The following is a 26,280-nucleotide window of genomic DNA, read 5'->3' as shown; positions in this document are numbered from 1 at the left end:
CTGTGGGATAGTGTCGTGCTCACCTCCGTTTTCATGGGACCGTCACAAGCGGCTTTCGATTCCAGCATGGCCCAATCCCGTTGCTTTGCACAATCGTTCGACTCAACGCTAGGCAATGTCTGAAAACTGTCTGCGCTCGGCTATACCGCGTTAAAAATCAGCTCAAAGTCCTCATTTACACCCCGTAAACTCCGGCTTCTCGCTGATTTTTGCCTTGTCTAGCCTTCGCTCGCCGACTTTTCAGACAACGCCTAGTCAGAGATCCGTTGCACGGATGGCAGGCGCATGAAGAACAGGCTAATCGCGGTGGAGAGGCTGGGCCGTGTGGCATGGCGGCTCAATGAGCCGCCAAATTCAATTGCTTACCTCTAATGCGGGATACGGAATACCGGCGAGCCGCCCTCTGGCCGTGGCTCATGCCAGGATCTGCACCTCGTCTCCTTCGAGGCGCAGCGACCAGGTCTGCAGGCGGACCGCCTCGTCCTCCAGGCACTGGCCATCGGTGAGCCGGAAGTGTTGCTTGTACAGCGGCGAGGCCACCACCGGCGCGCCCTGGACGTCGCCGACGATGCCGCGGGCGATGACGTTGGCGCCCGAGAAGGGGTCGCGATGGTCCACGGCGTAGAGCTCGGGCGAGTGGCCGGGCTGCGGCGTGTTCGAGCCGGGTACTGTCTTTTCCGGCGTGTTCGGGCCGGGTAAGGAACCCTCCGGCGTGTTCGGGCCGGGTAAATAGAACAGCGCGACCTGGGCCGGGCCGTCGGCGGTCTCGATCCAGGCGGCGACGCCGGAGTGGGGGACCAGGTCGGCCTTGGTGCACAGGGTCTGCCAGGTCTGGGTCATGGTCGTGGCTTCTGCGGTTGCGGTGGACATTAGGGATTCCTCGTAACTCACTGCCGGAAGTCAGGGAGATGAGCGCCGGGGACAAGCCTAAGCGAGGGGTTTTTGGCCATGGATGGCCAAAGTAGCGCCCATGGATGGGTTCATAGCGCCCTCGCGAGGCTTGTCGCCGGGCAAGCTCATCCCGGTGATTGCACGATTGATGCCTTACGCGGGCCGCAGCTGGCCGCGCTCCTCGGTCACGATGATGTCCGGATCGGGGCGCGCGTCGTTGACGAAGCTGCGGAAGCGCTTGAGCTTCTCGGGATCGTTGATGGCGCCGGCCCACTCGCACTCGTAGTTGTCGATGACGGTCTGCATCTGTGCCTCGAGCTCGTCGCCGATCCCCAGGCTGTCCTCGAGCACCACCTCCTTGAGGTAGTCGAGGCCGCCTTCGAGGTTCTCGCGCCACACCGAGGTGCGCTGCAGGCGGTCGGCGGTGCGCACGTAGAACATCAGGAAGCGGTCGATGGCCTGGATCAGCGCCGCGTCGTCGAGGTCGGTGGCCAGCAGTTCGGCGTGGCGCGGGCGCATGCCGCCGTTGCCGCACACGTAGAGGTTCCAGCCGTGCTCGGTGGCGATCACGCCGACGTCCTTGCTCTGCGCCTCGGCGCACTCGCGGGTGCAGCCGGAGACCGCGAACTTGAGCTTGTGCGGCGAGCGCAGACCCTTGTAGCGGTGTTCGAGGTGGATCGCCATGCCGACGCTGTCCTGCACCCCGTAGCGGCACCAGGTGCTGCCCACGCAGGACTTCACGGTGCGCACCGACTTGCCGTAGGCGTGGCCGGTCTCGAAGCCGGCCTCGATCAGCTCGCCCCAGATGTCGGGCAGATCCTCGAGGCGGGCGCCGAACAGGTCGATGCGCTGGCCGCCGGTGACCTTGGTGTAGAGCGCGTACTTCTGCGCCACCTGGCCGAGCACCACCAGCTTGTCGGGAGTGATCTCGCCGCCGGGGACACGCGGCACCACCGAATAGGTGCCGTTCTTCTGCATGTTGGCCATGAAGGTGTCGTTGGTGTCCTGCAGCGGGATGTGCGCGGCATCGGTGATCGGCTCGTTGAAGCAGGAGGCCAGGATCGAGGCCACCGCCGGCTTGCAGATATCGCACCCCAGGCCGTGGCCGTGCTTGTCGATCAGCTCGCCGAAGGTCTTGATGCCCTCGACGCGGACGATGTCGTAGAGCTCCTGGCGGGTGTGGGCGAAGTGCTCGCAGATCGACTGGTCGACCTCCACGCCGCGGGCTTCGAGCTCGTGGTCGACCACGCTCTTGAGCAGCGCCGCGCAGCCGCCGCAGCCGGTGCTGGCCTTGGTCTCGGCCTTGACGCTGCCCAGGTCGGTGGCGCCGGCGTCGATTGTCGCGCAGATCGACCCCTTGGTGACGTTGTGGCACGAGCAGATGGTGGCGCCGTCGGGCAGGGCGTCGGCGCCCAGGGTCGGCGCGCCCTCGGTGGAGGGCAGGATCAGCGCCGCCGGGTCCTCGGGCAGTTCCATGGCGTTGGCGTAGTACTGCATCAGGGTGTCGTAGTAGGCGTTGTCGCCCACCAGCATGGCGCCGAGCAGCTTCTTGCCGTCGCTGGAGACCACCAGCTTGCGGTATTCCTGCTTGATCTCGTCGAGGTAGCGGAAGGTCCGCGCGCCGGGGGTCTGGTTGCCGTGGGCGTCGCCGATGGCGCCCACGTCGACGCCGAGCAGCTTGAGCTTGGTGCTCATGTCGGCGCCCTCGAAGGTCAGCTCGCCGCCCAGCAGGGTATCGGCGGCGGCCTTGGCCATCTGGTAGCCGGGGGCCACCAGGCCGAAGATGCTGTTGTTCCACAGCGCCACCTCGCCGATGGCGAGGATCGCCGGGTCGCTGGTCAGGCAGTGATCGTCGATCACCACGCCGCCGCGCTCGCCCATTTCCAGCGAGCAGTCGCGGGCCAGCTCGTCGCGAGGCCGGATGCCCGCGGAGAACACGATCAGGTCGGTTTCCAGCACCTTGTCGTCCTGGAACACCATGCGATGGAAGCTGGCCTCGCCGTCCTCGATGTGCTGGGTGGCACGGTCGGTGAGCACCTGCACACCGAGCGCCTCGATCTTCTCGCGCAGCAGCTCGCCGCCCTCGGCGTCGACCTGCATCGGCATCAGCCGGGGGGCGAACTCGACCACGGCGGTATCCAGCTCGAGGCCGCGCAGGGCATTGGCCGCCTCGAGGCCCAGCAGGCCGCCGCCCACCACCACGCCGGTGGTGGCGTTCTCGGCCGCGGCGCGGATGGCGTCCAGGTCGTCCAGGGTGCGGTAGACCAGACAGTTGTCGCGCTCGTGGCCGGGAATCGGCGGCACGAAGGGGTAGGAGCCGGTGGCCAGCACCAGCCGCGCGTAGGGATAGCGGCCCTGGTCGGTGACCACCTCGCCCTTGTCGCGATCGATGGCGGTGACCGTCTCCGAGAGGCGCAGCTCGACGCCGCCCTCGGCATAGAAGTCGGCGTCGCTCATGGCCAGCGATTGAGCGTCGCGCCCCGCGAAGTATTCGGAGAGGTGGACGCGGTCGTAGGCGCGATGGCGTTCCTCGCCGAACACCGTGATGCGGTACTGCTCGGTGGCGCCGCGTTCGATGAGTTGCTCGACCAGGTGATGGCCGACCATGCCGTTGCCGATGATGATCAGCTGGGGTTTCGCTTGGCTGGGCGTGTTCATGCGGCTTCCTCCTGCGGGGAGCTGTCCTGATGATGAGGCGTCGTGGTTGTCGTGTCGTCGAGCAGGGCCTTGGCGTCGGCCTGGCCGAACAGCAGCGCCTGGCGACAGGCGGAGAGGTCGCGGCCGGCTAGCGACTGCTCGAAGTACCAGGGGCCGGCGGCGGTGTCGCCGTACAGCACGGCGCCCTCGAGGCGTCCGTCGCGCAGCAGCAGCCGGCGATAGTCGCCGTGTTCGGGATCGTGATAGGTCAGTACTTCATGACCGTCGTCGACCTCGAGGGCACCGAAGGAGTACAGCGACACGCCGCTGACCTTGAGCTTGGTGGCACAGGGCTTCTCGACGTAGCGGGCCTGTGCGTCGCCGTCGGCGGTCGTCTCGCTGGCCAACCGGGCGGCGAGCACCTCGACCTGGCGCCAGATCGGCTCGACCAGCCCGAAGGTCTGGCCCTCGAACTCGCAGCATTCGCCCAGCGCGTGGATCGCCGGGTCGGAGCTGGTGAGATGGGCGTCGACCACCACCGCGCGGTTGACCTCGAGCCCGGCCGCCTGAGCCAGCGCCACGTTGGGCGCGATGCCGATGGCCACCACCACGCACTCGGCGGGCAGCCGACGGCCGTCGGCCAGGCGGGCGGCGATGACATGACCGCGGCCGTCGTCTTCCAGGTGATCGAGCTGGCCCCCGGTGACGATCTCCAGGCCGCGGCCGGCGAGTTCGCGTTCGAGCAGGTCGGCCGCGGTGGCGTCGAGCTGGCGGTTCATCAGCCGGTCGTTGCGCTGGACGATGCTCACCGTCATGCCACGCTTGCGCAGGCCCTCGGCGGCCTCCAGGCCCAGCAGGCCGCCGCCGATGACCACGGCCCGGCCGCCGTTCTCGGCGGTGCGGGTCAGGGCCGCGGCGTCGTCGAGGTCGCGGAAGGCACGCACGCCGTCGAGCTCGAGCCCGGGGATCGGCGGCATGGCGGGGCGCGAGCCGGTGGCCAGCACCAGGCGGTCGTAGGCGATCTCGCGACCGCCGTCGGTGGTCAGGCGCCGCGCCTCGCGGTCGATGGTCTCGACCCGCTCGCCGAGCACCAGCTCGACGCCGTGTTCGGCGTACCAGGCGGCGTCGCGCAGGGTCAGGGCCTCGCGTTCCATCTCGCCGGCCAACAGCGGCGAGAGCAGGATGCGGTTGTAGGCCGGGCAGGGTTCCTCGCCGACCAGGGTGATGCGGCGCGGCGCGCCGTCCCGGCGGACCAGGCCTTCGACCAGCCGCTGGCCGGCCATGCCGTTACCCACGATCACGAGATGATCGATGGGGTCTGGCGCTGCCTGAGCCCTGGTGGAGCCATCGGAGCACATGGGATTACCTCCTGAAACGCAGAAGACGCCTCGACGCGCCCCGTCGGTGGGGAGCGTGGAGACGTCTTCGTCTGGCATTCGATGTGCGATCGCCGTTGACCGCCGGGGGCCTCGGCCCTCCGTTCGATCAGTAACAATCAATTATCGGGCCAATTCCTGTAAAAATCCTTTTAATACATTATGTTGGGTTGTAAATCTTTCGCGCGGCGGGAGCGGAGCCCTGCCCCCGACCGAGCATCATGCACAGCCCTGGTGCGTGGCGGCATCGAAATGCACGGGGCTGTAGCAGGCATCGAGCCGCTCGCGGTCGACGGGCGCCTCGAGCTGGCGGGCCAGGTGCGTCGCCATCGAGCTCAGTTGGCCGGCCTCCGGGCGCAGCTGGGAGAATCGCTGGTCCACCGGCGCCTCGCTCAGCGGCAGGGTCGGCAGGTGGTCCAGGGCGCGATCCAGATAAGGTGGCAGCGCCAGCCAGTCCCGCGCCTGACGGCGATTCGCCGGGGAGGTGGCCAGCCAGTCGGCGGCGGCGACCAGGGCGCGGATCATCGCCGCCAGGGTGGCCGGGTGGCGCTCGGCCCAGCCGCGGGTCACGCCGAGCACCTTCTCGGGATGGTCGGGCCACAGCTGGGCGCCGGTGGCCACGACGTGGCCGCCGCCGCGGTGCGCGGCCTGGCTGCCCCAGGGCTCGCCGACGCAGAAGCCGTCGATGCGCCCCTGTTCCAGCGCCTCGACCATGCGCGACGGTGGCAGGGCCACCAGTTCGGCGTCACGGTTCGGGTCGATGCCGCCGAGGGCCAGCCAGTCGCGCAGCTGGTAATGGTGGCCGGAGAAGGGATGCACCATGGCCAGGCGGGGTCGCGGCGCGCCGCGGTGGCGCAACCGGTCGGCGAAGTCTCGGGCGTTGACGGCGGGATCGCGGCCCCCGGGGGTGGCGTCGAAGGGGGTGGCCATGCCCTCGGCCCAGCGGTGCGACAGCACCAGGGTGTTACCGTTGCGGCCGAGCACCAGCGGCGCCAAGACCTCGCAGGGCGGGCCCGAGGCGCCCAGGCTCATGGCCAGCGGCAGGGGGGCCAGCAGCTGGGCGCCGTCGAGCAGCCCCGCGGCGAGCTTGTCGCGCAGGGTCGACCAGGCGCTTTCCCGGGACAGGGTGACATCGAGTCCCTCGGCGGCGAAGAAGCCGCCTTCCCGGGCGACGATCGGCAGGACGGCGTCCAGCAGCGGGACGAAGCCCAGGGTCAGGCGGGGGCGCTCGGGGGCGCGGGACATGCTCATTGGCCTTTCTCCAGTCCTTCGAGGATATCGATCACGCTGTTGGCCACCTCGCCGATACGCTGACCGCGATCCATGGCCAGCTTGCGCAGCATCTGGTAGGCCTGCGGCTCGTCGCAGTTCTGGTGCTTCATCAGCAGGCCCTTGGCGCGTTCGATGCGCTTGCGGTCGGCGAGCTGGTTGCGCGCACGGTCGAGCTCGGTGCGCATCGACTGGAAGGCATCGAAGCGCGCCACGGCGACCTCGAGGATCGCCTTGACCCGGCTCGGTACCAGGCCGTCCACCACGTAGGCGCTGACGCCGGAGGCCAGCGCGGCCTGCATGGAGTCGGGATCGTGCTGGTCGGCGAAGAACACCACCGGGCGCGGATTCTCGCGGTTGAGCAGCGACATGCTGTCGAGGGTGTCGCGGTCGGGGGATTCCATGTCGATGATCACCACGTCGGGGGCATGGCGGGCAACCATCTCATTGAGGCTGGCCGGGCTCGAGAGGTGGCAGATGACCTCGTGTCCTTCCTGGCCGAGGGCCTCCTCGACCATGGCGGCGCGTACGCTCTCATCGTCGACCAGCAGGATTCGCAGTGGCTGGGGCATGGGGTCTGGCTCGTGATGGCGGAGATTTACCAAGGATATGCAACTTTCATTCCAGACGGTGCGTGCGCCGGTGTCGGCGGTCCACCATCCCCGGTTTGCACCGTCGGGGTGCGAGGCGGGCGTTCGGCGCCGCCGGCTGGTGCAAGATGCCTCGCCAGGGATCGGATCAGCCCCGCCAGGGCGGGGCTTGCCGGAGATGGCACGCCCTTTGCTTGAGTCTAGCCAGACCAGGTATATCATCCCGGGCCGCCGCGTCGGTGGTCCATGGCAACGACGCCCACCCTTGCGCTTACCCGGCGCAGCGGTGGGCGTCGTCGTTCCGGGACCCGCGATCGAGGAGCGCACTTATGCATCAAGCTCGAACCACTTGCCCCTACTGCGGCGTCGGCTGCGGCGTGAAGGTCGACATCGAGGATGGGCGCCTCACGGGCGTTGAAGGCGACGGCGACCATCCGGCCAACTACGGGCGGCTGTGCGTCAAGGGCTCGGCGCTGGCCGAGACCCTTGGCCACCGCGGCCGCCTGACCCAGCCTCGGGTCGACGGCGTCGAGGTCGACTGGGACACCGCGCTCGATGCGGTGGCCGACCGTCTCCGGGCCACCCGCGAGCGCGCCGGCGACCATGCCGTGGCGGCCTACCTCTCGGGCCAGCTGCTCACCGAGGACTATTACGTCGCCAACAAGCTGTTCAAGGGCTTCCTCGGCACGCCGCACCTGGATACCAACTCGCGGCTGTGCATGGCCTCGGCGGTGGCCGCCTACAAGCGTTCGCTGGGCGCCGATGCCGTGCCCTGCAGCTACGAGGACCTGGAGGAGGCCGAGCTGGTGGTACTGGTGGGCTCCAACCTGGCCTGGAACCATCCGGTGCTCTACCAGCGGCTGCGCACCGCCAAGAGCCGCAACCCGCTGATGCGAGTGGTGGTGATCGACCCGCGGGTCACCGACAGCTGCGAGATCGCCGATCTGTACCTGGGCCTGGCGCCCGGCAGCGATGCTCGGCTGTTCAACGGTCTGCTGGGATGGATGGCCGACAAGGGCAAGCTCGACGACATCTATCTCGAGCACCACACGCAAGGGGTCGACGAGGCGCTGGCCGCGGCCCGGGAGGACGATTGCCGCATCGAGGCCATCGCCGCCGACTGCGACGTCGACGCGGAGCGCCTGGAGACCTTCTTCTACTGGTTCGCCAGCCAGCTGCACGTGGTGACCCTTTACTCCCAGGGCATCAACCAGTCCTCGAGCGGCACCGACAAGTGCAACGCCATCATCAACTGCCACCTGGCCGGCGGCAAGATCGGCCTGCCCGGCGCCGGGCCCTTCTCGATCACCGGCCAGCCCAACGCCATGGGCGGCCGCGAGGTCGGTGGGCTGGCCAACCAGCTCGCCGCCCATATGGACTATGAGTCGCCTGGTGCTATCCAGCGCGTCACCCGGTTCTGGACCACCGAGACCCTGGTGCCGACCCTGCCCGAGGCGCCCGGCCACAAGGCGGTCGAGCTATTCGAGGCCATCGAGCGCGGCGAGGTCCAGGCGCTGTGGGTGATGGCCACCAACCCGGCGGTCAGCCTGCCCGATGCCAATCGCGTGCGCGCGGCGCTCGAGAAATGCCCGCTGGTGATCGTCTCCGAGTGCATGGCCGACACCGACCTGCTGCCGTATGCCGACATCGTGCTGCCGGCCTCGTCGTGGTCGGAGAAGGACGGCACCGTGACCAACTCCGAGCGGCGCATCTCGCGTCAGCGCGGCATGCTGCCGCCGCCCGGGGAGGCGCGCCACGACTGGTGGATCGTCAGCGCGGTGGCGCGTCGCCTGGGCTATGGCGAGGCCTTCGACTACGACCATCCCGCCGAGATCTTCGCCGAGCACGCACGGCTGTCGGGCTTCGAGAACCTTCCCGATGCCGCGGGTTCGCGGGTGTTCGATATCTCGTCGCTGGCCGGGCTGGATCGTGCGGGCTACGACGCCCTGGCGCCGATCCAGTGGCCGGTGACCGCCGAGGCGCCCCATGGCACCCCGCGGCTGTTCGAGGACGGTCGCTTCGCCACCCCGGATGGCCTGGCCCGGTTGCTGCCGGTGCGCCCGCGGGGCCCCGAGCAGTCGCTCAGCGAGGCGCGCCCGCTGCGCCTGAACACCGGCCGGGTGCGCGACCAGTGGCACACCATGACCCGCACCGCCCGGGCGCCGCGGCTGATGAACCATCGTGCCGAACCCTTCATCGACATCACCCCCGAGGATGCCGCCGCGTGCGGCGTGGGCGACCAGCAGCTGGCGCGGCTGACCGGCGCCGGCGGCGAGTACCTTGCCCGGGTGCGGTTGACCAAGGGCCAGCGGCGCGGCGAGGTGTTCGTGCCCATGCACTGGACCGACCGCTTCAGCGGCGCGGCGCGCATGGGCAGCCTGCTCGCGGCGCACCTGGACCCGATCTCCGGCCAGCCGGAATCCAAGCACGGCGCGGTGGCGCTGGCGCCGCTGGCGGTGAGCTGGGAGGCCACCCTGCTGGTCGCACCCGAGGAAGGCGGCGACTTCGCCGGTCGCGACGACGGCGCCTACTGGGCGCGCATCCCGCTGTCCCACTGCCAGCGCTGGCAGCTCGCCGGCAGCGATGTCCCCCGCGACTGGCTGGCCTGGGTGCGGCAGTGGCTGCCCACGGCGCCGACCCTGTGGAGCGACGATCCTGCCGGCGGCCGACTGCGTGCCGCGGGCATCGAGGCGGGGCGACTGCGCTGGTGGCTGATGGTGGCACCGCCTGCCGAGTTGCCGGGGCTTTCCTGGCTCGACGAGCGCTTCGCGGAATCGCCGCTGGGGGGTGACGCTCGTCGCCGCCTGCTGGCCGGCTGTGAAGCCGGGGAGGCGGACGCCGGACCGCTGGTGTGCAGCTGTCACCAGGTCGGCCAGAAGGCCATCGTCGCGGCCATCCAGGCCGGTGACTCAAGCGTCGAGGCGCTGGGGGCGCGACTCGCCTGCGGCACCCAGTGCGGCAGCTGCATTCCCGAGCTCAAGTCGCTGATCGAAGACAGTTCTGACGTCAACGCTGAACCCAACATCGAAGAGGAGAGTGGCGATGCGCACTCTGGACAAGCCCCGCAAGCCGTTCAAGTTGCTTGATGTCATCCGTCCCATCGCTGCTCTGGCGCGCCTGGGGCAGGCTTCTCGCTGGCGAGAAGGGCTCAAGACCGGTCGGTCTGACGACGATGCCGCACGCCTCTCGCTGTACGGCGAGTGTCGGCCGGGGCGCGTCTACCTGGTCGGCGCCGGCAGCGGCGACGTCGAACTGCTGACCCTGAAGGCGGCGCGGCTGCTCGCCCAGGCCGACGCCGTGGTCTACGACCGGCTGGTCGGCGAGGAAGTGCTGGCGCTGATTCCCGCCGGCCGCGAGCGCTACTACGTGGGCAAGGCCCGCGGCCATCACAGCGTGCCCCAGGCCGAGATCGGCGCGCTGCTGGTCGAACTGGCGGGGCAGGGCAAGTCGGTGGTGCGTCTCAAGGGTGGTGATCCCGGTGTGTTCGGGCGCATGGGCGAGGAGCTCGGCGCGCTGGCCGAGGCCGGGACGCCGGCCGAGATCGTGCCCGGCATCACCGCGGCCTCGGCGGCCTGTGCCGGGATGGGCATCCCGCTCACCGACCGTGCCCACGCCCAGCAGCTGCGTTTTATCACCGCCCAGCTGTGCCGCGAAGGCGGTGCGCCCGACTGGGGCGCGCTGGCCCGCCGCGACGAGACGCTGGTGTTCTACATGGGGCTGGCCAAGGTCGAGGCGATCTGCGCCGGCCTGCGCGGCGCCGGGTTGCCCGACGACTGGCCTATCATGCTGGTGGCCAACGCCAGCCTGCCCGAGCAGGCGGCGCTCACCGGTACCCTGGCCGACATGCCGGGCAAGCTTGCCGACACGCCGCTGCCGTCGCCCTGCCTGATCGTGGTGGGCAGCGTGGTGCGCATGGTCGAGACCAGCCCGGCGGCGCCGCGGGCGTGTGCAAACGCCGCCTGAGCCGTTTGGGCATCAGGCTGGCTCAGCTCAGCCGGCGGCCCATGCTGATGCGCTCCTCGACATCGAAGCCGAGCCGGCGGTAGAAGTCCGCCACCGCGTCGTTGCCGCCGCGGATCTGCAGGTTGACCTTGACGCAGCCCATGGCTCTTAGCTGCTCGATGGCGTGCTCGACGATCCGCTTGCCGAGTCCTTGCCCCTGCCTTTCCGTCGCCACCGCCACGGCATACAGCCAGCCCCGGTGGCCGTCGTAGCCGACCAGGCAACTGGCGACGAGCTCCCCGGCATCCTCGATCACGTAGAGATGGTCGTCCACGGCCAGCTTGGCCGCGAGGATGGCTTCCGGGGCGTTGTAGCCGGTGTAGTCGGGAAAGCTGGCCTGCCACAGGGCGGCCAGTCGGGGCGCGTCACCCTCTCGGTACTTCCTCGGGGTCATGGTGTCGGTCCTGGGGGAACACAGCAGGGGGTTAAGCGGCGCCACCGCGCCGCAGGCGCAGCATAACCGCAGCCCCCGGGGACGGCCAGTGGCCGGGTGGGGCCTGTGACGCGACCGTCAGGCGCTGAGCGCTCACTCGCTCGAGGCGGCCCCGCCGGAGCGGGGCCGACGCGGCCATTCAGCCGTCGCGACGCTCGAAGGCCTCGAACACCTCCTGGCCGGTCAGGTCCTGGGTGTCGTTGGCGAAGGCGTACCAGGGCGGCTTCTCGTCGATGAAGATCTGGCTGTCGAAGGTCCAGGCCTGCCCCTCGTCGACCAGCCCCGCCGGCACCGCATAGTGCTCGCCGGTCTTGAGCCGGTAGAAGAGGTGGGTGCCGCAGTGGCGGCAGAAGGCGCGCTCGGCCCAGTCCGAGGAGGCGAAGACGGCGACGCTGTCCTCGCCCTCGACGGTGACGCGGGACACCGACTCCAGTGCCAACAGCGGGCCGCCGCCCCAGGTGCGGCACATCCGGCAGTGGCAGGCGCCGATGTTCTGGCGCGAGGCCTCCACCGCGAGGGTCACGGCGCCGCAGAGGCAGCTGCCGGTGAGGGTCATGGCATCCATCGTGTATCGCCTCCTGGCGTGCGGATCAGCCCTTGAGCTGGGCGAGGATGGTCTCGGCGCTGCTGGCTTCGATCACTCCCTTCTGGGTATCGACGCCCAGGTATTCCACCACGCCGTCGTTGGCGATCAGCGCGAAACGCTTGCTGCGCGTGCCCATGCCGCCGCCGCTGGCGTCCATGTCGAGGCCCAGGGCGCGGGTGAACTCGGCGTTGCCGTCGGCCAGCATGGTCATCGCCTGGGCGTTCTGGTCCTGCTGCCAGGCGCCCATCACGAAGGCGTCGTTGACCGCCAGGCAGCCGATGGCATCGGCGCCGGCGGCGAGGATGGCGTCGGCGTTGACCACGAAGCCGGGCATGTGGGTGTTGGAACAGCCGGGGGTGAAGGCGCCCGGGACGGCGAACAGCACCACCCGTCGCCCGGCGAAGAAGTCGCCGGTGGCGAGGTCCTCGGGCCCCTTGGGACCGTTGGTCTTGATCGTGACGTCGGGCAGGCGGTCACCGGTGGCGATCGTCATGGGGGAAACTCCTTTTCGGTCGGATGAAGTCGAGAGCGGGCCTCGCCGAGCCGGCCCGCGGCGTTCAGGGGCGCGCGCAGGCCGGGGGCGTGCAATGCCGCGAGCCCGCCGTCCTCCAGCATGGCCATATCCGCGATCGCCTGCAAACGCCGATGCCCCGTCGCGAAACGACGGGGCATCGGTGGAGAAGCGGGTCGATGGGATCAGCGCAGCGACAGGGCGCCGTCGCCGTTCGCTGCCCCCACCGCGTCGCGGTAGGCCTCGGCCTCGCGGTCCTCGTCGGCCGCGGAGAAGCGCACCAGCAAGGCGCAGCAGGCCAGGGCCAGCACGATCAGGCCGAGGATGAACAGGCCCTGCTGGTAGTCGATCGCCTCGCTGCGCAGCAGGAAGGCGGCGGCCACCGCGCCGACGTTGCCCCCGGCGCCGACGATACCGGCCACCGTGCCGAGACCCTCGCGGTTGAGGAAGGGCACCACGCCGAAGGTGGCTCCGGAGGCCATCTGCGAGCAGAGCCCCAGCACCATCAGCAGGGCGATGGCCAACGGCAGGAACTGGGCCTGGGAGAAGGCGACCAGGGCGATACCCGAGCAGGTAAGCGCCACGAACAGCCAGCGTACCCGCCCCTTGAGGCCGGCCTGGCGGGCACTCAGGTCGGAGACGATGCCGCCCAGGGTACGGGCGAAGAGGTTCATCATGCCGAACAGTCCGGCGATCAGGCCGGCGCTGGCCAGGCTCAGGTCGAAGTGATCGAAGAAGTAGATGGCGCCGATGTTATGCAGGGTCAGCTCGACCCCGAAGCTGAGGGCATAGGCCAGGCCGAGCGCCCAGACCCGCGGGTCCCGGGCCACGCGCAGGAAGCCCGGCCTGGCCGCGGCCGGCGTGCCGGCTTGCTCGCCGGCGCGGCGCAGTACGCGGAAGTCGCCGTCGGGGGCGTCCTGGGTGAAGCGCCAGTAGGCCAGGCCGGTGACGACCATCACCACGCCGGGCACCAGCATCGCCAGCCGCCAGCCGAGGGTCTCGCTGACGCCCAGCATCAGCAGGCCGGAGAACAGCAGCGGCATCAGAATCTGGGTGGTGCCCCCGCCCAGGTTGCCCCAGCCGGCGGTGGTGGCGTTGGCGGTGCCCACCACATTGGGGGCGAACATGGTGCTGGTGTGGTACTGGGTGATCACGAAGCCGGCGCCGATCGCGCCGATCGCCAGGCGGGCCAGCAGGAAGGCCTCGAAGCTGTCGGCCAGGCCGATGGCCATCACCGGCACGGCGCCGAGCAACAGCAGCCCGGTGTAGGTGCGGCGCGGGCCGAGACGGTCGCACAGCACGCCGATCAGCAGGCGCACCAGCACGGTGATGGCCACCGAGGCGATGATGGTGTTGCCGATCTGGGTCTGGGTCAGCGCGAGGTCCTCGCGTACCACCGCCATCAGCGGCGCGATGCCGAACCAGCCGAAGAAGCAGATATGGAAGGCGAACCACGAGAAGTGGAAGGCGCGCATCTGGGGGGAGGTGAGGCTCAACAGGCGAATGCGGTTTGCCTTGTGGCGGATCTGCATGGACAACCTCGTGACGTGACGAATACGGGAACGGGGCCACCGGCGTTGGCGGCGCGGTTCGACGCACTCGTGCTCCACGGAGCCTGGTCCACGTCTCGCCTGGTCTCGATGGGTGATATAAAGCAATAAGATTGCCAGTTTTTTATTTTTTGCATTGTAAACAATAGGTTGGGTGAGAGAAGTGGCCGACAAGACGATGCCCCGGCCGGTGCCGGGGCATCGCCATGGTGCAAGATGAGTTTGTGACGGGTTCGGGCGGCCCGCCGATGGTGCGGGCCCTTCGGATCAGCGCAGCGTGAGGGCGGCGGCGCCGGTATCCTCGCCCACGGCGTCGCTGTAGGCCTTGGCTTCCTCGGCCTCGACCTCGGGCGAGAAGCGCACCACCAGCGCACACAGCGAGGCGATCACCACGGCGATGCCGAGATAGAACAGCCCCTGCTGATAGCTCAGTTCCTCGGAGCGGAACAGGAAGCCGGCGGCCACGGCTCCGGCGTTGCCGCCCGCGCCGACGATGCCGGCCACGGCGCCCAGCGCCTTCTTGTTGATGAAGGGGACCACGCCGAAGGTGGCGCCCTCGGCCATCTGCACGAACAGGCTGAACACCAGCATGATGCCGATGGCCAGCGCCAGGACGTGCATCTGCGAGAAGAACATCAGCGCCACGCCCTCGCAGAGCATGGCGATGAACAGCCAGCGCACGCGCCCCTTGAGGCCTCCGTTCTTGGCGAACAGGTCGGAGAAGATGCCGCCCAGGGTGCGGGCGAAGAGGTTCATCAGGCCGAACAGGCCGGCGATCATCCCGGCGGTGGCCAGGCTCAGGTCGAAGTGGTCGAAGTAATAGATGGCGGCGATGTTGTTGATGGTCAGCTCGACCCCGAAACAGGCGGCATAGACCACGAACAGCGCCCAGACACGGATGTCCTTGGCGGCGGCCTTGAAGCTCTGGCCCATGCCGTGCTCGCCGTCGGCCGGGGGCAGTTCGCCGCGCTCGCGCAGCTCATCGAAGTTGCCGTCCGGGGCGTCCTGGGTGAAGCGGTAGTAGGCGATGCCGGTGAAGAACAGCACCACGCCGGGCACCACCATGGCCAGGCGCCAGCCGAGGGTCTCGCTGACCCCCAGCATCAGGATGCCGGAGAACACCAGCGGCATCAGGATCTGGGTGGTGCCGCCGCCCAGGTTGCCCCAGCCGGCGGAGGTGGCGTTGGCGGTGCCGACGACGTTGGGGGCGAACATCACCGAGGTGTGGTACTGGGTGATCACGAAGGAGGCCCCGATGGCACCGATGGCCAGGCGTGCCAGCAGGAAGGTCTCGAAGCTGTCGGCCAGGCCGATGGCCATCACCGGCAGCGAGCCCAGGCACAGCAGCCAGGTATAGGCGCGACGGGGGCCGATCTTGTCGCACAGCACGCCGATGGCCAGGCGCACGATAACGGTGATGGCCACCGAGGCGATGATGGTGTTGCCGATCTGGGTCTTGGTCAGGCCCAGGTCATCGCGAACCACCGCCATCAGGGGGGCGATGCCGAACCAGCCGAAGAAGCAGAGGTGGAAGGCGAACCAGGAGAAGTGGAAGGCGCGCATCTGCGGCATCTTCCAGTTGAACAGTCGAATCCTGTTGGCCTTGTTGTGGATTTCCATGGGGGTACCTCGTCGAATGACGTTCGAACACACGATCTCTTGGGCCTTCGCCGTTGAAGGTCGGGTCCGACGCACTCGTACCCCAGGGGCCTGGTCCACGTCAGGGTCTCACTGTCCTCCTTACATGCATAAGCATTGCCATATTGAGAAAGTTTTTTAATTTACGTGATGTTGCATTGATTCATGCGGGAGGGGGAACGCTCATTGAGGACGAGGTTTGCTGCATTGCCGCTCACCGCAGTGACGGCATGCCCCGCCTTGGTGCCCGATAGCCGGACGGCCAGGGCCCCTGGGACCGCCCCGGCCCTGCCGGTCAGCGCTGCAGGGCCAGGTGGCGGCCGTCGCGGGGGCAGCGCAGGAAGGCCGACTCGGCCAGCCATTCGGGATCGGGATAGTAGGTGAACAGGTACTGACTCTCCTTGATGCTGTCGATCAGCGGCACCGCGATCTCGTCGCGGACCGCCGGGCAGCCGTGGCTGCGCCCCAGCCGGCCGGTGCGCTCGATGAAGGTCTCGCTGACGTAGTCGGCGCCGTGGATGACGATGGCGCGCTGGAAGGCCAGGTCGTTGACCCCGGGCTCCAGACCTTCCAGGCGCAGCGAGTAGCCGTTGCTGCCCTCGTAGCTGTTGAGGGTGCGGAACAGCCCGATGCTCGATTGATGGCTCTCCGGCACGTTGGAGAACTCGCTGGCCAGGGCGTCGCCGGAGCCCTGGCCGTGGGACACCAGTTCGCGGAACAGCAGCCGTTGCCGGGCCAGGTCGAAGACCCACAGGCGCTGCTCGGTGGACGGCAGCGAGAAGTCGATCACCGCCAGGCGCTCGGCGCCGGGATCGGCGCAGGAGAGGGCCCGGGCCGCGAGGCGCAGCACCTCGGGGTCGGCGCGCGGCGCGAGATGGATCAGGCGGCTCGCCAGGGGAGAGGGCGGGCTCGTCGGGGTGATCGCCCGGGAGAGGAAGTCCTGGGCCGCGGCGGGGGCGGCCGGGGCCAGCAGGGCGGCGGCCACGAGCACGGCCGCGGCGAGGCCTGGTAAACGCAGCGATGGCATGCGGAGTCCCATGGAACGGTGGCTTGCGATTCGGTCGATGTTCTTCTTGCAGGCCCCGGCGCCACGGCGCGTGAGCCCACCTTTTTGACGTATTATGGTCATAACGGTCAGGAAGACCAGCCATACCAGACGAATGCCAGGAGGCCGAGTCATGCGAACCGCGGACACCCTAACACGAGGCCTGCAGCGCAGCGGCATGCTCCTGCTGATGGCATGGCTGCCGCTGGTCGCGGGCGCCGACGCGACGCCTCCGCCCCAGGCGTCTGGTGAGGCCGGTGCGGTGCCGGGTGTTGCCGCGGAGCAGATCGCCGCGCCGGGCGTCGCGACGCTGGCCGAACGCCTGCGTGAGGCCTCTCCGCGGCTGTCGCGTTTCTATGCCCTGAACGGCGATGCGCTGGTCTGGCAGGATCGCGACGCGGTAGCTGTCCTGGTCGAACTGTTGAGGGCCCTGGAACACGAGGGGTTGGCTCCGGCCGACTATCGACCCGGACAGCTGGAGCGGGAGGCTCGCGCCGCCCTCGACCCGGCCGCCGGCGAGGCCAGCCGGACCCGCTTCGATCTCCGCGCCAGCCGTACCCTGCTGACGGCGCTGACGCATTTGCAGCGCGGTCGGCTCGATCCCCGTCGCGTCTACCCCGGCTGGGAGATCCCGGTGGCGCCGCCGCGGCTCGACCTGGCGGGCATCACCCGGGCCCTTGATGGCGGCGATGTGTCGGCGGCGCTGGCCCTGGCGCGCCCGGCCGGCGAGACCTACCGGCAGTTGCAGCGGGCCCTGGTCCGCTATCGCCACATCGTGCGCCTGGGCGGCTGGCCGACGCTGCCGTCGCGGGAGGCGGCGCTGCGTCCGGGGGATACCCACGGCGACGTCGCCCTGCTGCGCCAGCGGCTGGCGATGATCGGCGAGCTGGAGGTGATGGCCGCCGACGTCATGCACTATCCGGACGTGGAGCTGGAGGCCCCGGCGCAGAACCGCTACGACCCGACCCTGGCCGCCGCGGTGCGCCGCTTCCAGCGTCGCCACATGCTCGACGACGATGGCGTGGTCGGGCCGCGCACCCGAGCGGCGCTGAACGTGCCTGCGCGAGGGCGCGTGGCGACCCTGCGCGCGAACCTGGAACGCGCCCGCTGGTTCTCCGCCGAGATGCCCGAGTGGCGGGTGGAGGTGGACCTGGCCGGCCAGCGCCTCCAATATCACCGCCCCGACGGGACGTCCTGGTCGTCGCGGGTCATCGTCGGCCAGCCCGGGCGGGCCACGCCGGTACTGCGCTCGTCGATCACCTACCTGACCCTCAACCCGACCTGGACGGTGCCGCCGACCATCCTGCGCGAGGACGTGCTGCCCCAGCTGCGCCGCGATCCCGGCTATCTGGCCGAGCACGACATGATCGCGCTCGCCCCGGACGGGCAGCGGCTGGACCCGCAGAGCATCGACTGGTGGCAGCCGGGAGCGGTGATGCTGCGCCAGCGTGCCGGTGCCGGCAACCCCCTGGGACGGCTGGTGCTGCGTTTCCCCAACGATCATCTGGTCTATCTGCATGACACTCCCTCGCCGTACCTGTTCGGCCAGGCCCAGCGGGCGCTGAGCTCCGGCTGCATCCGCGTAGAGGGCGTGGCGGAGCTGACCCGGCTGCTGATCGCCGACAGCCGTTCCGCGATCGATCTTGACGCCCTGCTGGCCAGGGGGGAGACGCGCAACGTCTCCCTGGCGAGGCCGGTACCGCTGGCCCTGCATTACTGGACCGCCCAGGGCGAACCGGGCGGCCTGGCGAGTTTCCGGCCGGACATCTACGATCGCGACCCGGCGCTGATCGCCGCCATGGCCGGGCCGCCGACGGCGCAGTGAGGATGATGTCGGTGAGACCGGCGCCGGCGATCCTTGGCTTGCGAAAGACGGGTCAGTGATACCCCCGGGCCTGCAGCCGGAACAGCCCGGCATAGCGGCCGTCGAGTTCCATCAGGCTGTCGTGATCGCCCCGTTCGAGGATGCGCCCACCGTCGATGACCAGTATCTGGTCGGCGGCGCGCACGGTGGAGAAGCGGTGCGAGATCAGTACCGTCATCTTGTCTCGGGCATGCTCGCGGAAGTCGGCATAGACCGCCGCCTCGGCGGCGGCGTCCATGGCCGCGGTGGGCTCGTCGAGCACCAGGATGTCGGCCTCCTCGCGCATGTAGGCGCGAGCCAGGGCGACCTTCTGCCACTGGCCGCCGGAGAGTTCCTGGCCGCCCTTGAACCAGCGCCCGAGCTGGGTGTGATACCCGCCCGGCATGTCGGCGATGAAGTCCTCGGCGAGCCCGCGCCGGGCGGCCTCCCGCCAGCGAGTTTCGTCCTCGAAGGCGGCCACGTCACCGGCGCCCAGGTTCTCGCCGACCTTGAGCTGGTAGCGCACGAAGTCCTGGAAGATGACCCCGACGCGGCGGCGCAGGGTCGCCAGGTCCCAGTCGCGCAGGTCGCTGCCGTCGAGCAGGATGCGCCCCCGGGTCGGGTCGTAGAGGCGGGTGAGCAGCTTGATCAGGGTGGTCTTGCCCGAGCCGTTGACCCCGACCAGCGCCAGGCTTCGGCCGGTGGCGAGGTGCAGGTCGATGCCGGAGAGCGCCGGCCGCTCGGCACCGGGATAGCTGAAACCCACGTCCTCGAAGCGAATGCCGTCGCCGGGGCGGGCGCCTTCGGTGAGCCGGCCGGCCTGCTCCGGCACCGGCTGCTCCAGGTACTCGTAGAGGTTGGAGAGGTAGAGGTTGTCCTCGTACATGCCGCCGATGGCGGTGAGGCTCGCCGACAGCGCCGCCTGGCCCTGCTTGAAGACCATCAGGTACATGGTCATCTCGCCCAGCGTCAGCCGACCGGCCACGGTGTCCGCCACCACCCAGGCGTAGGCGGCGTAGAAGGCCAGGGTGCCCAGCAGGCCGAGCAGGAAGCCCCAGGTCTCGCGGCGGATCGTCAGTCGTCGGTCCTCGGCGTACAGGGTCTCGAAGATACGCCGGTAGCGATCGAGCAGCAGCGGCTCGAGGCCGAACAGCTTGACTTCCTTGATGCTGTCCTCCCGGGCCAGCACGGTCTCCAGGTACATCTGCATGCGGGTCTGGGGCGAGCGCCAGCGGAACAGCCGGAAGGCGTCGCCGGAGAAGCGCGCTTCGGAGAGAAACACCGGCAGGGCGCCGATCACCAGCACCAGCAGCGCCCAGGGCGAGAAGCCCACCAGCAGCACGCCGAAGCTGGCCAGCGAAATGGCGTTCTGCAGCAGCGAGAAGGTCTTGTTGACCAGCCCCAGGGGCCGCGTCGAGGCCTCGCGACGGGCCCGGGTCAACTTGTCGTAGAATTCCGAGTCCTCGAACTGGGCGAGCGACAGGGTGCCGGCCTTCTCCAGGATCATCACGTTGACCTGCTGGCCGAGCAGGGCGCGCAGCAGCGACTGCTGGGCGGCCAGGCCGCGCTGGGCCAGGGCGATCAACGCCACCACGCCGGCTTCCAGCAGCACGTAGCGCAATACCGGCCACGACAGCTCGGCGAGAGTCGCCGAGCCCTGGCGATGGCCTTCCATGGCGGCCACCACCCCATCGACGATCAGTTGCCCGACCCAGGCCGCCACGGCGGGCAGCACGCCGGCGACCAGGGTGCACAGGGCGAGCCCCAGCGTCAGCCGGCGTGAGGTCCGCCAGACCAGGGCCAGCGCCCGGTGGCTGTATCGGAAGACGCCGAGATAGGCCAGCGGCGAGCTCGCCGAGGGAGAAGAGGGAGCGGACACGGGGGGCTCCATGGCATGGCGGCTTCCCAGTCTACCCGGAGGGGTGGAAGCCGGGCAGCCCCACAAACGACGACACCCCGCCGGGGCGGGGTGTCGTGGCGAGGCGAAAGCCGGCTAGCTCTCGTCGTCGGGGGGGGCGGCCTCGGTCTCGGGTCGGGCGCTGGCCACCGTGGTGCCGTTTTCGCCGTTCTCCAGCGCCGCCAGCATCGGCTCGGCCTCGCGCTGGAAGGCGGCCAGGGCGTCGCCGCTGAGGCCCTGGTGCTCCGGCAATGCCACCTTCATGGCGTTCACCTGGTTGTCGTTGACCAGGATCTCGTAGTGGAGGTGCGGGCCGGTGCTGCGGCCGGTGTTGCCGGACAGGGCGATGCGCTCGCCGCGGGTCACCCGGTCGCCACGGCTGACCATCGGCCGCGAGAGGTGCAGGTAGCGGGTCTTGTAGCCGTTGTCATGGCGGATGACGATGTAACGACCGGCCAGGGGGTGGTTGCCCACCAGTTCGACGCGGCCGTCGGCCGGGGCGTCGACCGGCGTGCCGGAGGGCATGGCGAAGTCGGTGCCCTTGTGGGGGCTGATGCGACCGGTGACCGGGTGGTGGCGTCGCAGGTTGAAGGGCGAGCTGATGCGGTAGTGGCCGGCGAACGGATAGCGGTCGAAGGCCGGGTCCAGGCTCTCGCCTGCCGGCGTGTAGAAGCGGTTGTCCTCGGCGTTGCGCACCAGGGTGAGGTCCATGCGCGAGCCCGCATAGCTGACCGCCAGCACGCGCGGGTCCAGGCTCTCGCCGTCGATGATGTCGGACTCCACCAGCACCCGGAAGCGATCGCCGCGACGGGTGTCGCGGCGAAAGTCGAGTTTCTTTTCCAGCACGTGGGAGAGTTCGGCCACCTCGGCACTGGTCAGGCCGGTGGCCTGGGCCGAGCGCGCGAAGCTGCCGCTGACCGTGCCGGCGTAGAGGCGCTGGGTGGCTTCGCCGGCCCGCTCGATGGTGGCCACCTCGAGGTCGCCGTCGCCGCGTTCGACCAGGTAGCCGTCCCGGGCGTTCTTCATCAGGCGCAGGGCCAGCAGCCGGCCCTGTTCGTCGAGCTGATACTCGAAGTGGTCGCCGGCGCGCCACTGGGTCAGCAGCTCCGGCTCGGGCATCGCCTCGAGCAGGGCCGTCACTTCGCTGTAGCCCATGCCCAGGTTTTCCTGGGCCATGATCGCGAAGGTGTCCCCGGGCTCGACGGTATAGGCCAGCCACTCGGGCACATAGGGCTCGTCGGCGTCGATCTCTTCCTCGAGCACGATCGGTCCGTCGTCGAACAGCTCGAGTTCGTCCTCGGAGATGTCTTCGTAGGAGGTGGCATCGGCCACCAGGCGCTCGTTGGCGGCCAGCATGCCGCTGGCCACCGTGCCGATCACGATGGCCAGGTGGCGTGCGCCGTCGTCGAGCCGGGAGGTCGACTCGCGGGGGGCCGCCTCCGCTGTCCTCGCCTTGCCGGCCGGCGTGTTCAGCAGGCCCACGTCGACGATCTCGGAAGCGGTCAGCTGGGATAGCGGCACCGGCTCGCGGGTCGCGTCCATGGCCCGGGAGGCCAGCTGGATCGCTTCGGCGACCGGGGCGCGGTCCAGAGTCAGGGAGGGGACGCCGGGAGCGGCGTCGGCGCCGAGGGGGACCAGCACGGTGTCGCGGTCCTGCCGGTCGTGCCGGGCATCCTCGACGGCGGTGAGAATCTTGTGGGCGCCCAGCACGGTGACCATGGTGGCAACGGGAAGCAGCAGTAACTTGTGCGTGCGGGGCAGCGAACGGAGGATTCGCATCATTTCATTGGCCGTGGTGAATAGATGTAAACAATATTAAAAAAAGGCAGTAGAACCTTAACCCATGATGATTAGGGTGCCTAGTCTGTACATCCATACAGCACGCCCTGGCCCGGCGCTCCGCCTGGGAGGGCCGGGGTCAGTGAACACTGTTTACTAACTGTACGGTGCCATGGCGGGTCGCCACCTGGCAACCCCGAGGGACCGGTCGATATTCGGGTCAGTCGGTGAAGGTGCCGTCGCGGTAGTCGCGCAGCGCCTGATCGAGTTCGTGGCGATGGTTCATCACGAAGGGACCATAGTGAGCGATCGGCTCGCCATGGGGCTCGCCGGCCAGCAGCAGCGCCTGGCCGCCCGTGGCGCTCTCCAGATGCAGACGCTCGCCTGGCCCCAGGCGAACCAGTTCGCCGCGCTCCACGCCCTCGCCGGACACCGCCAGCGCACCGGCGAAGACGTACACCAACAGGGTGGTGGCGTCGTTGTCGAGCGTCAGCTCGCCGCCGGCCTCGAGACTGGCGTGGGCCACGCCGGCCTGGCCGGCCAGGGCCTCGAGAGGACCGTCGACCGTGGCGCCGTCGGCCAGCCTCCAGCGTCCCCCCAGGGCCTTCAGCTCGGCGCCGGAGCCCCTCAGGCGGGGCATCTCCGCGTCGCGCACGTCCCGATAGGTGGGCGTGCCCAGTTTGTCCCGGGCGGCCAGGTTCAGCCAGAGCTGGAAGGCCTGCAGGCCTTGGCCATCGGCGAAGGGCGTCTCGCCGTGGATGATCCCCCGGCCGGTATGCATCCACTGGGCGTCGCCGGCGCCGATGCTGCTGCGATGGCCCAGGTGGTCCTCGTGGCGCAGGCCGCCGTGGAGGGCATAGGTCAGGGTCTGGATGCCGCGGTGGGGGTGGGGCGGAAAGCCGCCGATGGCCTGGTCATGGGGCTCGGCCGCCAGCTCGTCGAGCATCAGGAAGGGGTCGAGGCCGCCGCCGAAGTCGTGCAGGCGCTGGATGGCGACGCCGTCGCCGTCCTGGCTGGGTTGGCTGCGCAGGCGTCGCTGGATGAGGCGGAGGGGGAGGGCGGTCATGGCGATCTCCTCAAGCGGAACGGAATGACTGGCATTCTAGGCCGATTTTTTCGAAAATTAAGCGCAACGTTTCGTGCGTATCCTTCGAGGAAATCGAATATGTCCCGCGTCACCCTCGCCCAATGGCAGATGCTCGCCGCCGTGGTCGACCATGGCGGCTTCTCCCGGGCCGCGGAGGCCATCCACAAGAGTCCCTCGACGCTCAATCACGCCGTGCACAAGCTCGAGGAACAGCTTGGCGTGGCGGTGCTGGAGCCGGTGGGGCGCCAGGTGCGCCTGACCGAGGCCGGCCAGATGCTGCTGAGACGGGCGCGGCAGCTGCTGGAGAATGCCGACTCCCTGGAGGACGTGGCCTCGCGGCTGGCCGAGGGCCTGGAGGCCGAGATCGCCCTGGCCATCGACCAGATCTTTCCCCCGGATGCGCTGGCGCGGGCGCTGGATGCGTTCTCCGCGGCCTTCCCTCATGTGCGGGTGCAGCTCCACGAGACGGTGCTGCACGGTGGCGTCGAGATGCTCCAGGACGGTCAGGTCGACCTGCTGGTCTCGGGGCTTGGCGCCCAGGGCTTCCTTGGCGAGCCGCTGGTGTCGGTGCGCTTCATTGCCGTGGCGCATCCCGAGCACCCCCTGCACGAACTGGGCAGGCCGCTGGACCTGCGCGACCTCGAGCAGCATCGCCAGCTGGTGGTACGCGACTCCGCCCAGCGTCAGTCGCTGGATGCCGGCTGGCTCAAGGCGGAGCAGCGCTGGACGGTGAGCCATCTCGACACCTCCATCGGCATGCTGGAGCGCAACCTCGGCTTCGCCTGGGTGCCCGAGACGCGCATCCACGAGGCGCTGAAGGCCGGGCGGCTCCAGCCGCTGCCGCTGTCGGCCGGCGGGGTGCGCGAGGTGCCCATCCAGCTCATTCATCGCGACCGGGATCGCGCCGGGCCGGCCACCCGCGCCATGGCCCAGCAGCTGCGCGACAGCGTCCTGGCCTGCGCTGTCACGGCATCATTCGATAAAGACGAATAGTTGCCGCCAAAAAGTGCGCTGGATCGTCGAATTTTTCGGTTTATCCTGTGGGAAACGATGCCGCAGAGGAGACCGAAATGGGACTGTTGATCGATGGCCAGTGGCACGACCAGTGGTATGACACCAAGGCGCATGGCGGCGAGTTCGTGCGCGAGTCCGCTAAGCTTCGCGACTGGATCACCCCCGGGGGCGAGCCGGGCCCCGAGGGTCGCCCGGGTCGCGCCGCCGAGGCAGATCGCTATCATCTCTATGTGTCGCTGGCCTGTCCCTGGGCACACCGCGTCCTGATCATGCGCCGCCTCAAGGGGCTCGACGCGCTGATCGACGTTTCCCACACCAGCCCCCTGATGCTCGACCAGGGCTGGAGCTATAAGCGCGACGAGGGTTCCAGCGGCGATGCGCTGAACGGCGTGGACTTCCACCACCAGCTCTATACCCTGACCGATCCCCATTACACCGGCCGCGTCACGGTGCCGGCGCTATGGGACAAGCGGGACGGCCGGATCGTCAACAACGAGTCGGCCGACCTGGTGCGCATCTTCAATGACGCCTTCGACGAGTTGGCCGGCAATCGCCTGGACCTCTATCCGCAGGACCTGCGCGAGACCATCGATGCCGTCAATGCCGACGTCTACGACCACGTCAACAACGGCGTCTACAAGGCCGGTTTCGCCACCGACCAGGCCGTCTACGAGAAGCACGTCACGGCGCTGTTCGCCGCCCTCGACCGCCTGGAAGCACGACTGGCCGAATGGCGCTACCTGGCAGGTGAATGGCTCACCGAGGCGGACATTCGGCTGTTTACCACCCTGGTACGCTTCGATGCCGTCTATCACGGCCACTTCAAGTGCAACCTGCGTCGCCTCGAGGACTACCCGAACCTCTCGAACTACGTGCGCGAGCTCTACCAGTGGCCGGGCGTGGCCGATACGGTCGACATGGACCACATCCAGCGCCACTACTACATGAGCCACGCCACCATCAATCCCAACGGCATCGTGCCGGCGGGCCCGCTGCTCGGCCTCGACCGCCCCCACGACCGCGAGCGGCTGCCGGGGCGAGGGATTCGCGAGAAGGGCTGAAGCTGGAAGACGCGGCTGCGCCGCTGAAGAGGGAAGAACGGCGCTTCGCGCCTGGAAGAGGGAAGAAAACGCGCTAGCTTGACTTCCTTCTTCCTTCTTCCTTCTTCCTTCTTCCTTCTTATTTCCGCTTCTTCGCCAACCACCGATCCAGCGCATTGGCGAATTCCCGGCGGTCGACGTCCGAGTAGCCCTTGGGCCCGCCGGTGTGCTCGCCGCTGGCCCTCATGGTTTCCATGCCATGTGTGAGTCGCATCTGCACGCCGTGCGGATGGGTAGGTCAGGCGTTTTTCGCCAACCACCGATCCAGCGCATTGGCGAATTCCCGGCGGTCGACGTCCGAGTAGCCCTTGGGCCCGCCGGTGTGTTCGCCGCTGGCCCTCATGGTTTCCATGAAATCCCGCATCTGCACCCGGGCACGGATGTTGCTCTCGTTCAGGGCCTCGCCGCGGGTGGTCATCACCTTGGCGCCGCGCTCGATGGCGGCCATGGCCAGCGGCAGGTCCGAGGTGACGACCAGGTCCCCCGCGGCCAGGCGGTCGACGATCTCGTCGTCGGCGGCGTCGAAGCCGTGGCTCACCGCCAGGCCCTTGACCCACTTGGACGGCGGCAGCGGGACCTGGTGATTGGCGACGAAGGTGGTAGGCGTGGCGGTGCGCTCGGCGGCGCGCACGATGATCTCGCGGGCGACCCGCGGGCAGGCATCGGCGTCGACCCAAAGGTTCGGCATGCAAGGCTCCTGGCGGTGGGGAGGAAAAGGCTGGCCAGCTAGGGGTGACGATGGTAGCATGCGCGCTCCTCGCATGTGCTGACCCCACCATCATGACTCAGCGCCGGTTCACGATCCGTGGACGCGACGCTCGCGAAGACGCCGGGCTCGAAGCCCTAAGCGTTCGAACTGTGTAGATGGAGCGCCGACGAGAATTCGCCACCCGGGCGAGTTCGGCGCAGACGGTCGCCACGACGGTTCGCCTGCCGCTGGCAGATGCTGACCGGATGCCAGGTGCGACCGGCGTCCCCGACTCCGATGTTGACGACCTGCCTCGTGCAGGGGCTCCGACCGTGTGACCGCGT

Annotated in this window: 22 protein-coding genes; 5 read left to right on the top strand and 17 right to left on the bottom strand. The window is 69.0% G+C overall.

All coding sequences use genetic code 11. From position 1 onward, the window contains the following. Window positions 1-414 precede the first annotated feature (414 nt). The 5 genes from nirD to ACXAFN_RS01880 all read right to left on the bottom strand — a co-directional run bounded on the left by nirD (window position 415) and on the right by ACXAFN_RS01880 (window position 6,745). Window positions 415-870 (bottom strand): nitrite reductase small subunit NirD, encoded by a 456-nt coding sequence (gene nirD / locus ACXAFN_RS01900; RefSeq protein ID WP_474985701.1) that lies wholly within the window; start codon window positions 868-870, stop codon window positions 415-417. Window positions 871-1,044: 174 nt separating this feature from the next. Continuing rightward, window positions 1,045-3,549: a nitrite reductase large subunit NirB gene (nirB, locus tag ACXAFN_RS01895; protein ID WP_474985699.1), complete on the bottom strand. Its 2,505-nt coding sequence runs from the start codon at window positions 3,547-3,549 to the stop codon at window positions 1,045-1,047. Further along, a complete protein-coding gene (locus ACXAFN_RS01890) occupies window positions 3,546-4,886 on the bottom strand; it encodes an NAD(P)/FAD-dependent oxidoreductase (RefSeq protein ID WP_474985697.1) in 1,341 nt (446 codons plus the stop codon). Before ACXAFN_RS01890 ends, nirB begins: the two co-directional genes overlap by 4 nt. Before the next feature lie 237 nt (window positions 4,887-5,123). Further along, the gene (locus ACXAFN_RS01885; RefSeq protein WP_474985695.1) at window positions 5,124-6,155 is read right to left on the bottom strand and encodes a CmpA/NrtA family ABC transporter substrate-binding protein; all 1,032 of its coding nucleotides are present in this window, start codon (window positions 6,153-6,155) and stop codon (window positions 5,124-5,126) included. After that, window positions 6,152-6,745 (bottom strand): ANTAR domain-containing response regulator, encoded by a 594-nt coding sequence (locus ACXAFN_RS01880; RefSeq protein WP_474985693.1) that lies wholly within the window; start codon window positions 6,743-6,745, stop codon window positions 6,152-6,154. Before ACXAFN_RS01880 ends, ACXAFN_RS01885 begins: the two co-directional genes overlap by 4 nt. A 347-nt stretch (window positions 6,746-7,092) precedes the next feature. On the opposite strand from ACXAFN_RS01880, the gene ACXAFN_RS01875 reads away from it, so the two are divergent. Together ACXAFN_RS01875 and cobA are read left to right on the top strand one after the other, a co-directional pair. Beyond that, entirely contained in the window at window positions 7,093-9,849 is a 2,757-nt protein-coding gene (locus ACXAFN_RS01875) for a nitrate reductase (protein WP_474985691.1), read from the top strand. Continuing rightward, the gene (gene cobA / locus ACXAFN_RS01870; protein ID WP_474985689.1) at window positions 9,806-10,726 is read left to right on the top strand and encodes a uroporphyrinogen-III C-methyltransferase; all 921 of its coding nucleotides are present in this window, start codon (window positions 9,806-9,808) and stop codon (window positions 10,724-10,726) included. Before ACXAFN_RS01875 ends, cobA begins: the two co-directional genes overlap by 44 nt. 22 nt (window positions 10,727-10,748) lie before the next feature. Here cobA and ACXAFN_RS01865 read toward each other — a convergent pair whose 3' ends face one another. The 7 genes from ACXAFN_RS01865 to ACXAFN_RS01835 form a co-directional block, all read right to left on the bottom strand. After that, window positions 10,749-11,159, bottom strand: a complete 411-nt coding sequence (locus tag ACXAFN_RS01865; RefSeq protein ID WP_474985687.1) for a GNAT family acetyltransferase — start codon at window positions 11,157-11,159, stop codon at window positions 10,749-10,751. Between the two features lie 178 nt (window positions 11,160-11,337). Continuing rightward, window positions 11,338-11,763 carry a GFA family protein gene (locus ACXAFN_RS01860; protein WP_023005719.1) on the bottom strand — a complete coding sequence of 142 codons (426 nt, stop codon included), beginning with the start codon at window positions 11,761-11,763 and terminating at the stop codon, window positions 11,338-11,340. A gap of 25 nt (window positions 11,764-11,788) precedes the next feature. Next, a complete protein-coding gene (locus ACXAFN_RS01855; RefSeq protein ID WP_474985685.1) occupies window positions 11,789-12,277 on the bottom strand; it encodes a redoxin family protein in 489 nt (162 codons plus the stop codon). Beyond that, entirely contained in the window at window positions 12,274-12,399 is a 126-nt protein-coding gene (locus ACXAFN_RS01850) for a hypothetical protein (RefSeq protein WP_474985683.1), read from the bottom strand. Before ACXAFN_RS01850 ends, ACXAFN_RS01855 begins: the two co-directional genes overlap by 4 nt. 81 nt (window positions 12,400-12,480) lie before the next feature. Beyond that, entirely contained in the window at window positions 12,481-13,827 is a 1,347-nt protein-coding gene (locus tag ACXAFN_RS01845; RefSeq protein WP_474985681.1) for an MFS transporter, read from the bottom strand. 285 nt (window positions 13,828-14,112) lie between these two features. Next, complete coding sequence (locus ACXAFN_RS01840; protein ID WP_474985679.1) at window positions 14,113-15,465, bottom strand: MFS transporter; 1,353 nt, start codon at window positions 15,463-15,465, stop codon at window positions 14,113-14,115. Window positions 15,466-15,778: 313 nt separating this feature from the next. Continuing rightward, the gene (locus ACXAFN_RS01835; protein ID WP_474985677.1) at window positions 15,779-16,510 is read right to left on the bottom strand and encodes a murein L,D-transpeptidase catalytic domain family protein; all 732 of its coding nucleotides are present in this window, start codon (window positions 16,508-16,510) and stop codon (window positions 15,779-15,781) included. Window positions 16,511-16,661: 151 nt separating this feature from the next. Here ACXAFN_RS01835 and ACXAFN_RS01830 point away from each other — a divergent pair, with 151 nt between their 5' ends. Beyond that, window positions 16,662-18,353: a L,D-transpeptidase family protein gene (locus ACXAFN_RS01830; RefSeq protein ID WP_474985675.1), complete on the top strand. Its 1,692-nt coding sequence runs from the start codon at window positions 16,662-16,664 to the stop codon at window positions 18,351-18,353. Between the two features lie 52 nt (window positions 18,354-18,405). Here the strand turns inward: ACXAFN_RS01830 and ACXAFN_RS01825 are convergent, their stop codons facing one another. From ACXAFN_RS01825 to ACXAFN_RS01815, 3 genes are all read right to left on the bottom strand, one after another. Then, a complete protein-coding gene (locus ACXAFN_RS01825; protein ID WP_474985673.1) occupies window positions 18,406-20,262 on the bottom strand; it encodes an ABC transporter ATP-binding protein in 1,857 nt (618 codons plus the stop codon). Between the two features lie 102 nt (window positions 20,263-20,364). Continuing rightward, a complete protein-coding gene (locus tag ACXAFN_RS01820) occupies window positions 20,365-22,050 on the bottom strand; it encodes a peptidoglycan DD-metalloendopeptidase family protein (RefSeq protein ID WP_474985671.1) in 1,686 nt (561 codons plus the stop codon). A 217-nt stretch (window positions 22,051-22,267) separates the two neighbouring features. Beyond that, complete coding sequence (locus ACXAFN_RS01815) at window positions 22,268-23,113, bottom strand: pirin family protein (RefSeq protein ID WP_474985669.1); 846 nt, start codon at window positions 23,111-23,113, stop codon at window positions 22,268-22,270. Between the two features lie 99 nt (window positions 23,114-23,212). Between ACXAFN_RS01815 and ACXAFN_RS01810 the strand changes: the two genes are divergently transcribed. Continuing rightward, a complete protein-coding gene (locus ACXAFN_RS01810; RefSeq protein ID WP_474985667.1) occupies window positions 23,213-24,127 on the top strand; it encodes a LysR family transcriptional regulator in 915 nt (304 codons plus the stop codon). Window positions 24,128-24,204: 77 nt separating this feature from the next. Next, complete coding sequence (locus ACXAFN_RS01805) at window positions 24,205-25,209, top strand: glutathione S-transferase family protein (RefSeq protein WP_474985665.1); 1,005 nt, start codon at window positions 24,205-24,207, stop codon at window positions 25,207-25,209. A gap of 118 nt (window positions 25,210-25,327) precedes the next feature. Here ACXAFN_RS01805 and ACXAFN_RS01800 read toward each other — a convergent pair whose 3' ends face one another. Both ACXAFN_RS01800 and ACXAFN_RS01795 read right to left on the bottom strand, forming a co-directional pair. Beyond that, on the bottom strand, window positions 25,328-25,444 hold the full coding sequence (locus ACXAFN_RS01800; RefSeq protein WP_474987444.1) for a DUF188 domain-containing protein: 117 nt from the start codon (window positions 25,442-25,444) through the stop codon (window positions 25,328-25,330). Window positions 25,445-25,486: 42 nt separating this feature from the next. Continuing rightward, complete coding sequence (locus ACXAFN_RS01795) at window positions 25,487-25,936, bottom strand: YaiI/YqxD family protein (protein WP_474985664.1); 450 nt, start codon at window positions 25,934-25,936, stop codon at window positions 25,487-25,489. Window positions 25,937-26,280: the final 344 nt, after the last annotated feature.

The sequence above is a fragment of the Halomonas sp. ABH4_019 genome (genome assembly GCF_056159885.1).
The sequence above is the reverse complement of the archived record's forward strand: the minus strand, read 5'-3'. Positions and strand labels throughout refer to the sequence as shown.

Coding starts and splice junctions, on each gene's coding strand:
- ACXAFN_RS01815 (WP_474985669.1), bottom strand. CDS start 23,113: ATGACCGCCCTCCCCCTCCGCCTCATCCAGCGACGCCTGCGCAGCCAA.
- ACXAFN_RS01825 (WP_474985673.1), bottom strand. CDS start 20,262: ATGGAGCCCCCCGTGTCCGCTCCCTCTTCTCCCTCGGCGAGCTCGCCG.
- ACXAFN_RS01830 (WP_474985675.1), top strand. CDS start 16,662: ATGCGAACCGCGGACACCCTAACACGAGGCCTGCAGCGCAGCGGCATG.
- ACXAFN_RS01855 (WP_474985685.1), bottom strand. CDS start 12,277: ATGACGATCGCCACCGGTGACCGCCTGCCCGACGTCACGATCAAGACC.
- ACXAFN_RS01865 (WP_474985687.1), bottom strand. CDS start 11,159: ATGACCCCGAGGAAGTACCGAGAGGGTGACGCGCCCCGACTGGCCGCC.
- cobA (WP_474985689.1), top strand. CDS start 9,806: ATGCGCACTCTGGACAAGCCCCGCAAGCCGTTCAAGTTGCTTGATGTC.
- nirD (WP_474985701.1), bottom strand. CDS start 870: ATGTCCACCGCAACCGCAGAAGCCACGACCATGACCCAGACCTGGCAG.
- ACXAFN_RS01845 (WP_474985681.1), bottom strand. CDS start 13,827: ATGCAGATCCGCCACAAGGCAAACCGCATTCGCCTGTTGAGCCTCACC.
- ACXAFN_RS01880 (WP_474985693.1), bottom strand. CDS start 6,745: ATGCCCCAGCCACTGCGAATCCTGCTGGTCGACGATGAGAGCGTACGC.
- ACXAFN_RS01885 (WP_474985695.1), bottom strand. CDS start 6,155: ATGAGCATGTCCCGCGCCCCCGAGCGCCCCCGCCTGACCCTGGGCTTC.
- ACXAFN_RS01840 (WP_474985679.1), bottom strand. CDS start 15,465: ATGGAAATCCACAACAAGGCCAACAGGATTCGACTGTTCAACTGGAAG.
- ACXAFN_RS01860 (WP_023005719.1), bottom strand. CDS start 11,763: ATGGATGCCATGACCCTCACCGGCAGCTGCCTCTGCGGCGCCGTGACC.
- ACXAFN_RS01800 (WP_474987444.1), bottom strand. CDS start 25,444: ATGGAAACCATGAGGGCCAGCGGCGAGCACACCGGCGGGCCCAAGGGC.
- ACXAFN_RS01805 (WP_474985665.1), top strand. CDS start 24,205: ATGGGACTGTTGATCGATGGCCAGTGGCACGACCAGTGGTATGACACC.
- ACXAFN_RS01820 (WP_474985671.1), bottom strand. CDS start 22,050: ATGATGCGAATCCTCCGTTCGCTGCCCCGCACGCACAAGTTACTGCTG.
- ACXAFN_RS01795 (WP_474985664.1), bottom strand. CDS start 25,936: ATGCCGAACCTTTGGGTCGACGCCGATGCCTGCCCGCGGGTCGCCCGC.
- ACXAFN_RS01890 (WP_474985697.1), bottom strand. CDS start 4,886: ATGTGCTCCGATGGCTCCACCAGGGCTCAGGCAGCGCCAGACCCCATC.
- ACXAFN_RS01835 (WP_474985677.1), bottom strand. CDS start 16,510: ATGCCATCGCTGCGTTTACCAGGCCTCGCCGCGGCCGTGCTCGTGGCC.
- ACXAFN_RS01810 (WP_474985667.1), top strand. CDS start 23,213: ATGTCCCGCGTCACCCTCGCCCAATGGCAGATGCTCGCCGCCGTGGTC.
- nirB (WP_474985699.1), bottom strand. CDS start 3,549: ATGAACACGCCCAGCCAAGCGAAACCCCAGCTGATCATCATCGGCAAC.
- ACXAFN_RS01875 (WP_474985691.1), top strand. CDS start 7,093: ATGCATCAAGCTCGAACCACTTGCCCCTACTGCGGCGTCGGCTGCGGC.
- ACXAFN_RS01850 (WP_474985683.1), bottom strand. CDS start 12,399: ATGCTGGAGGACGGCGGGCTCGCGGCATTGCACGCCCCCGGCCTGCGC.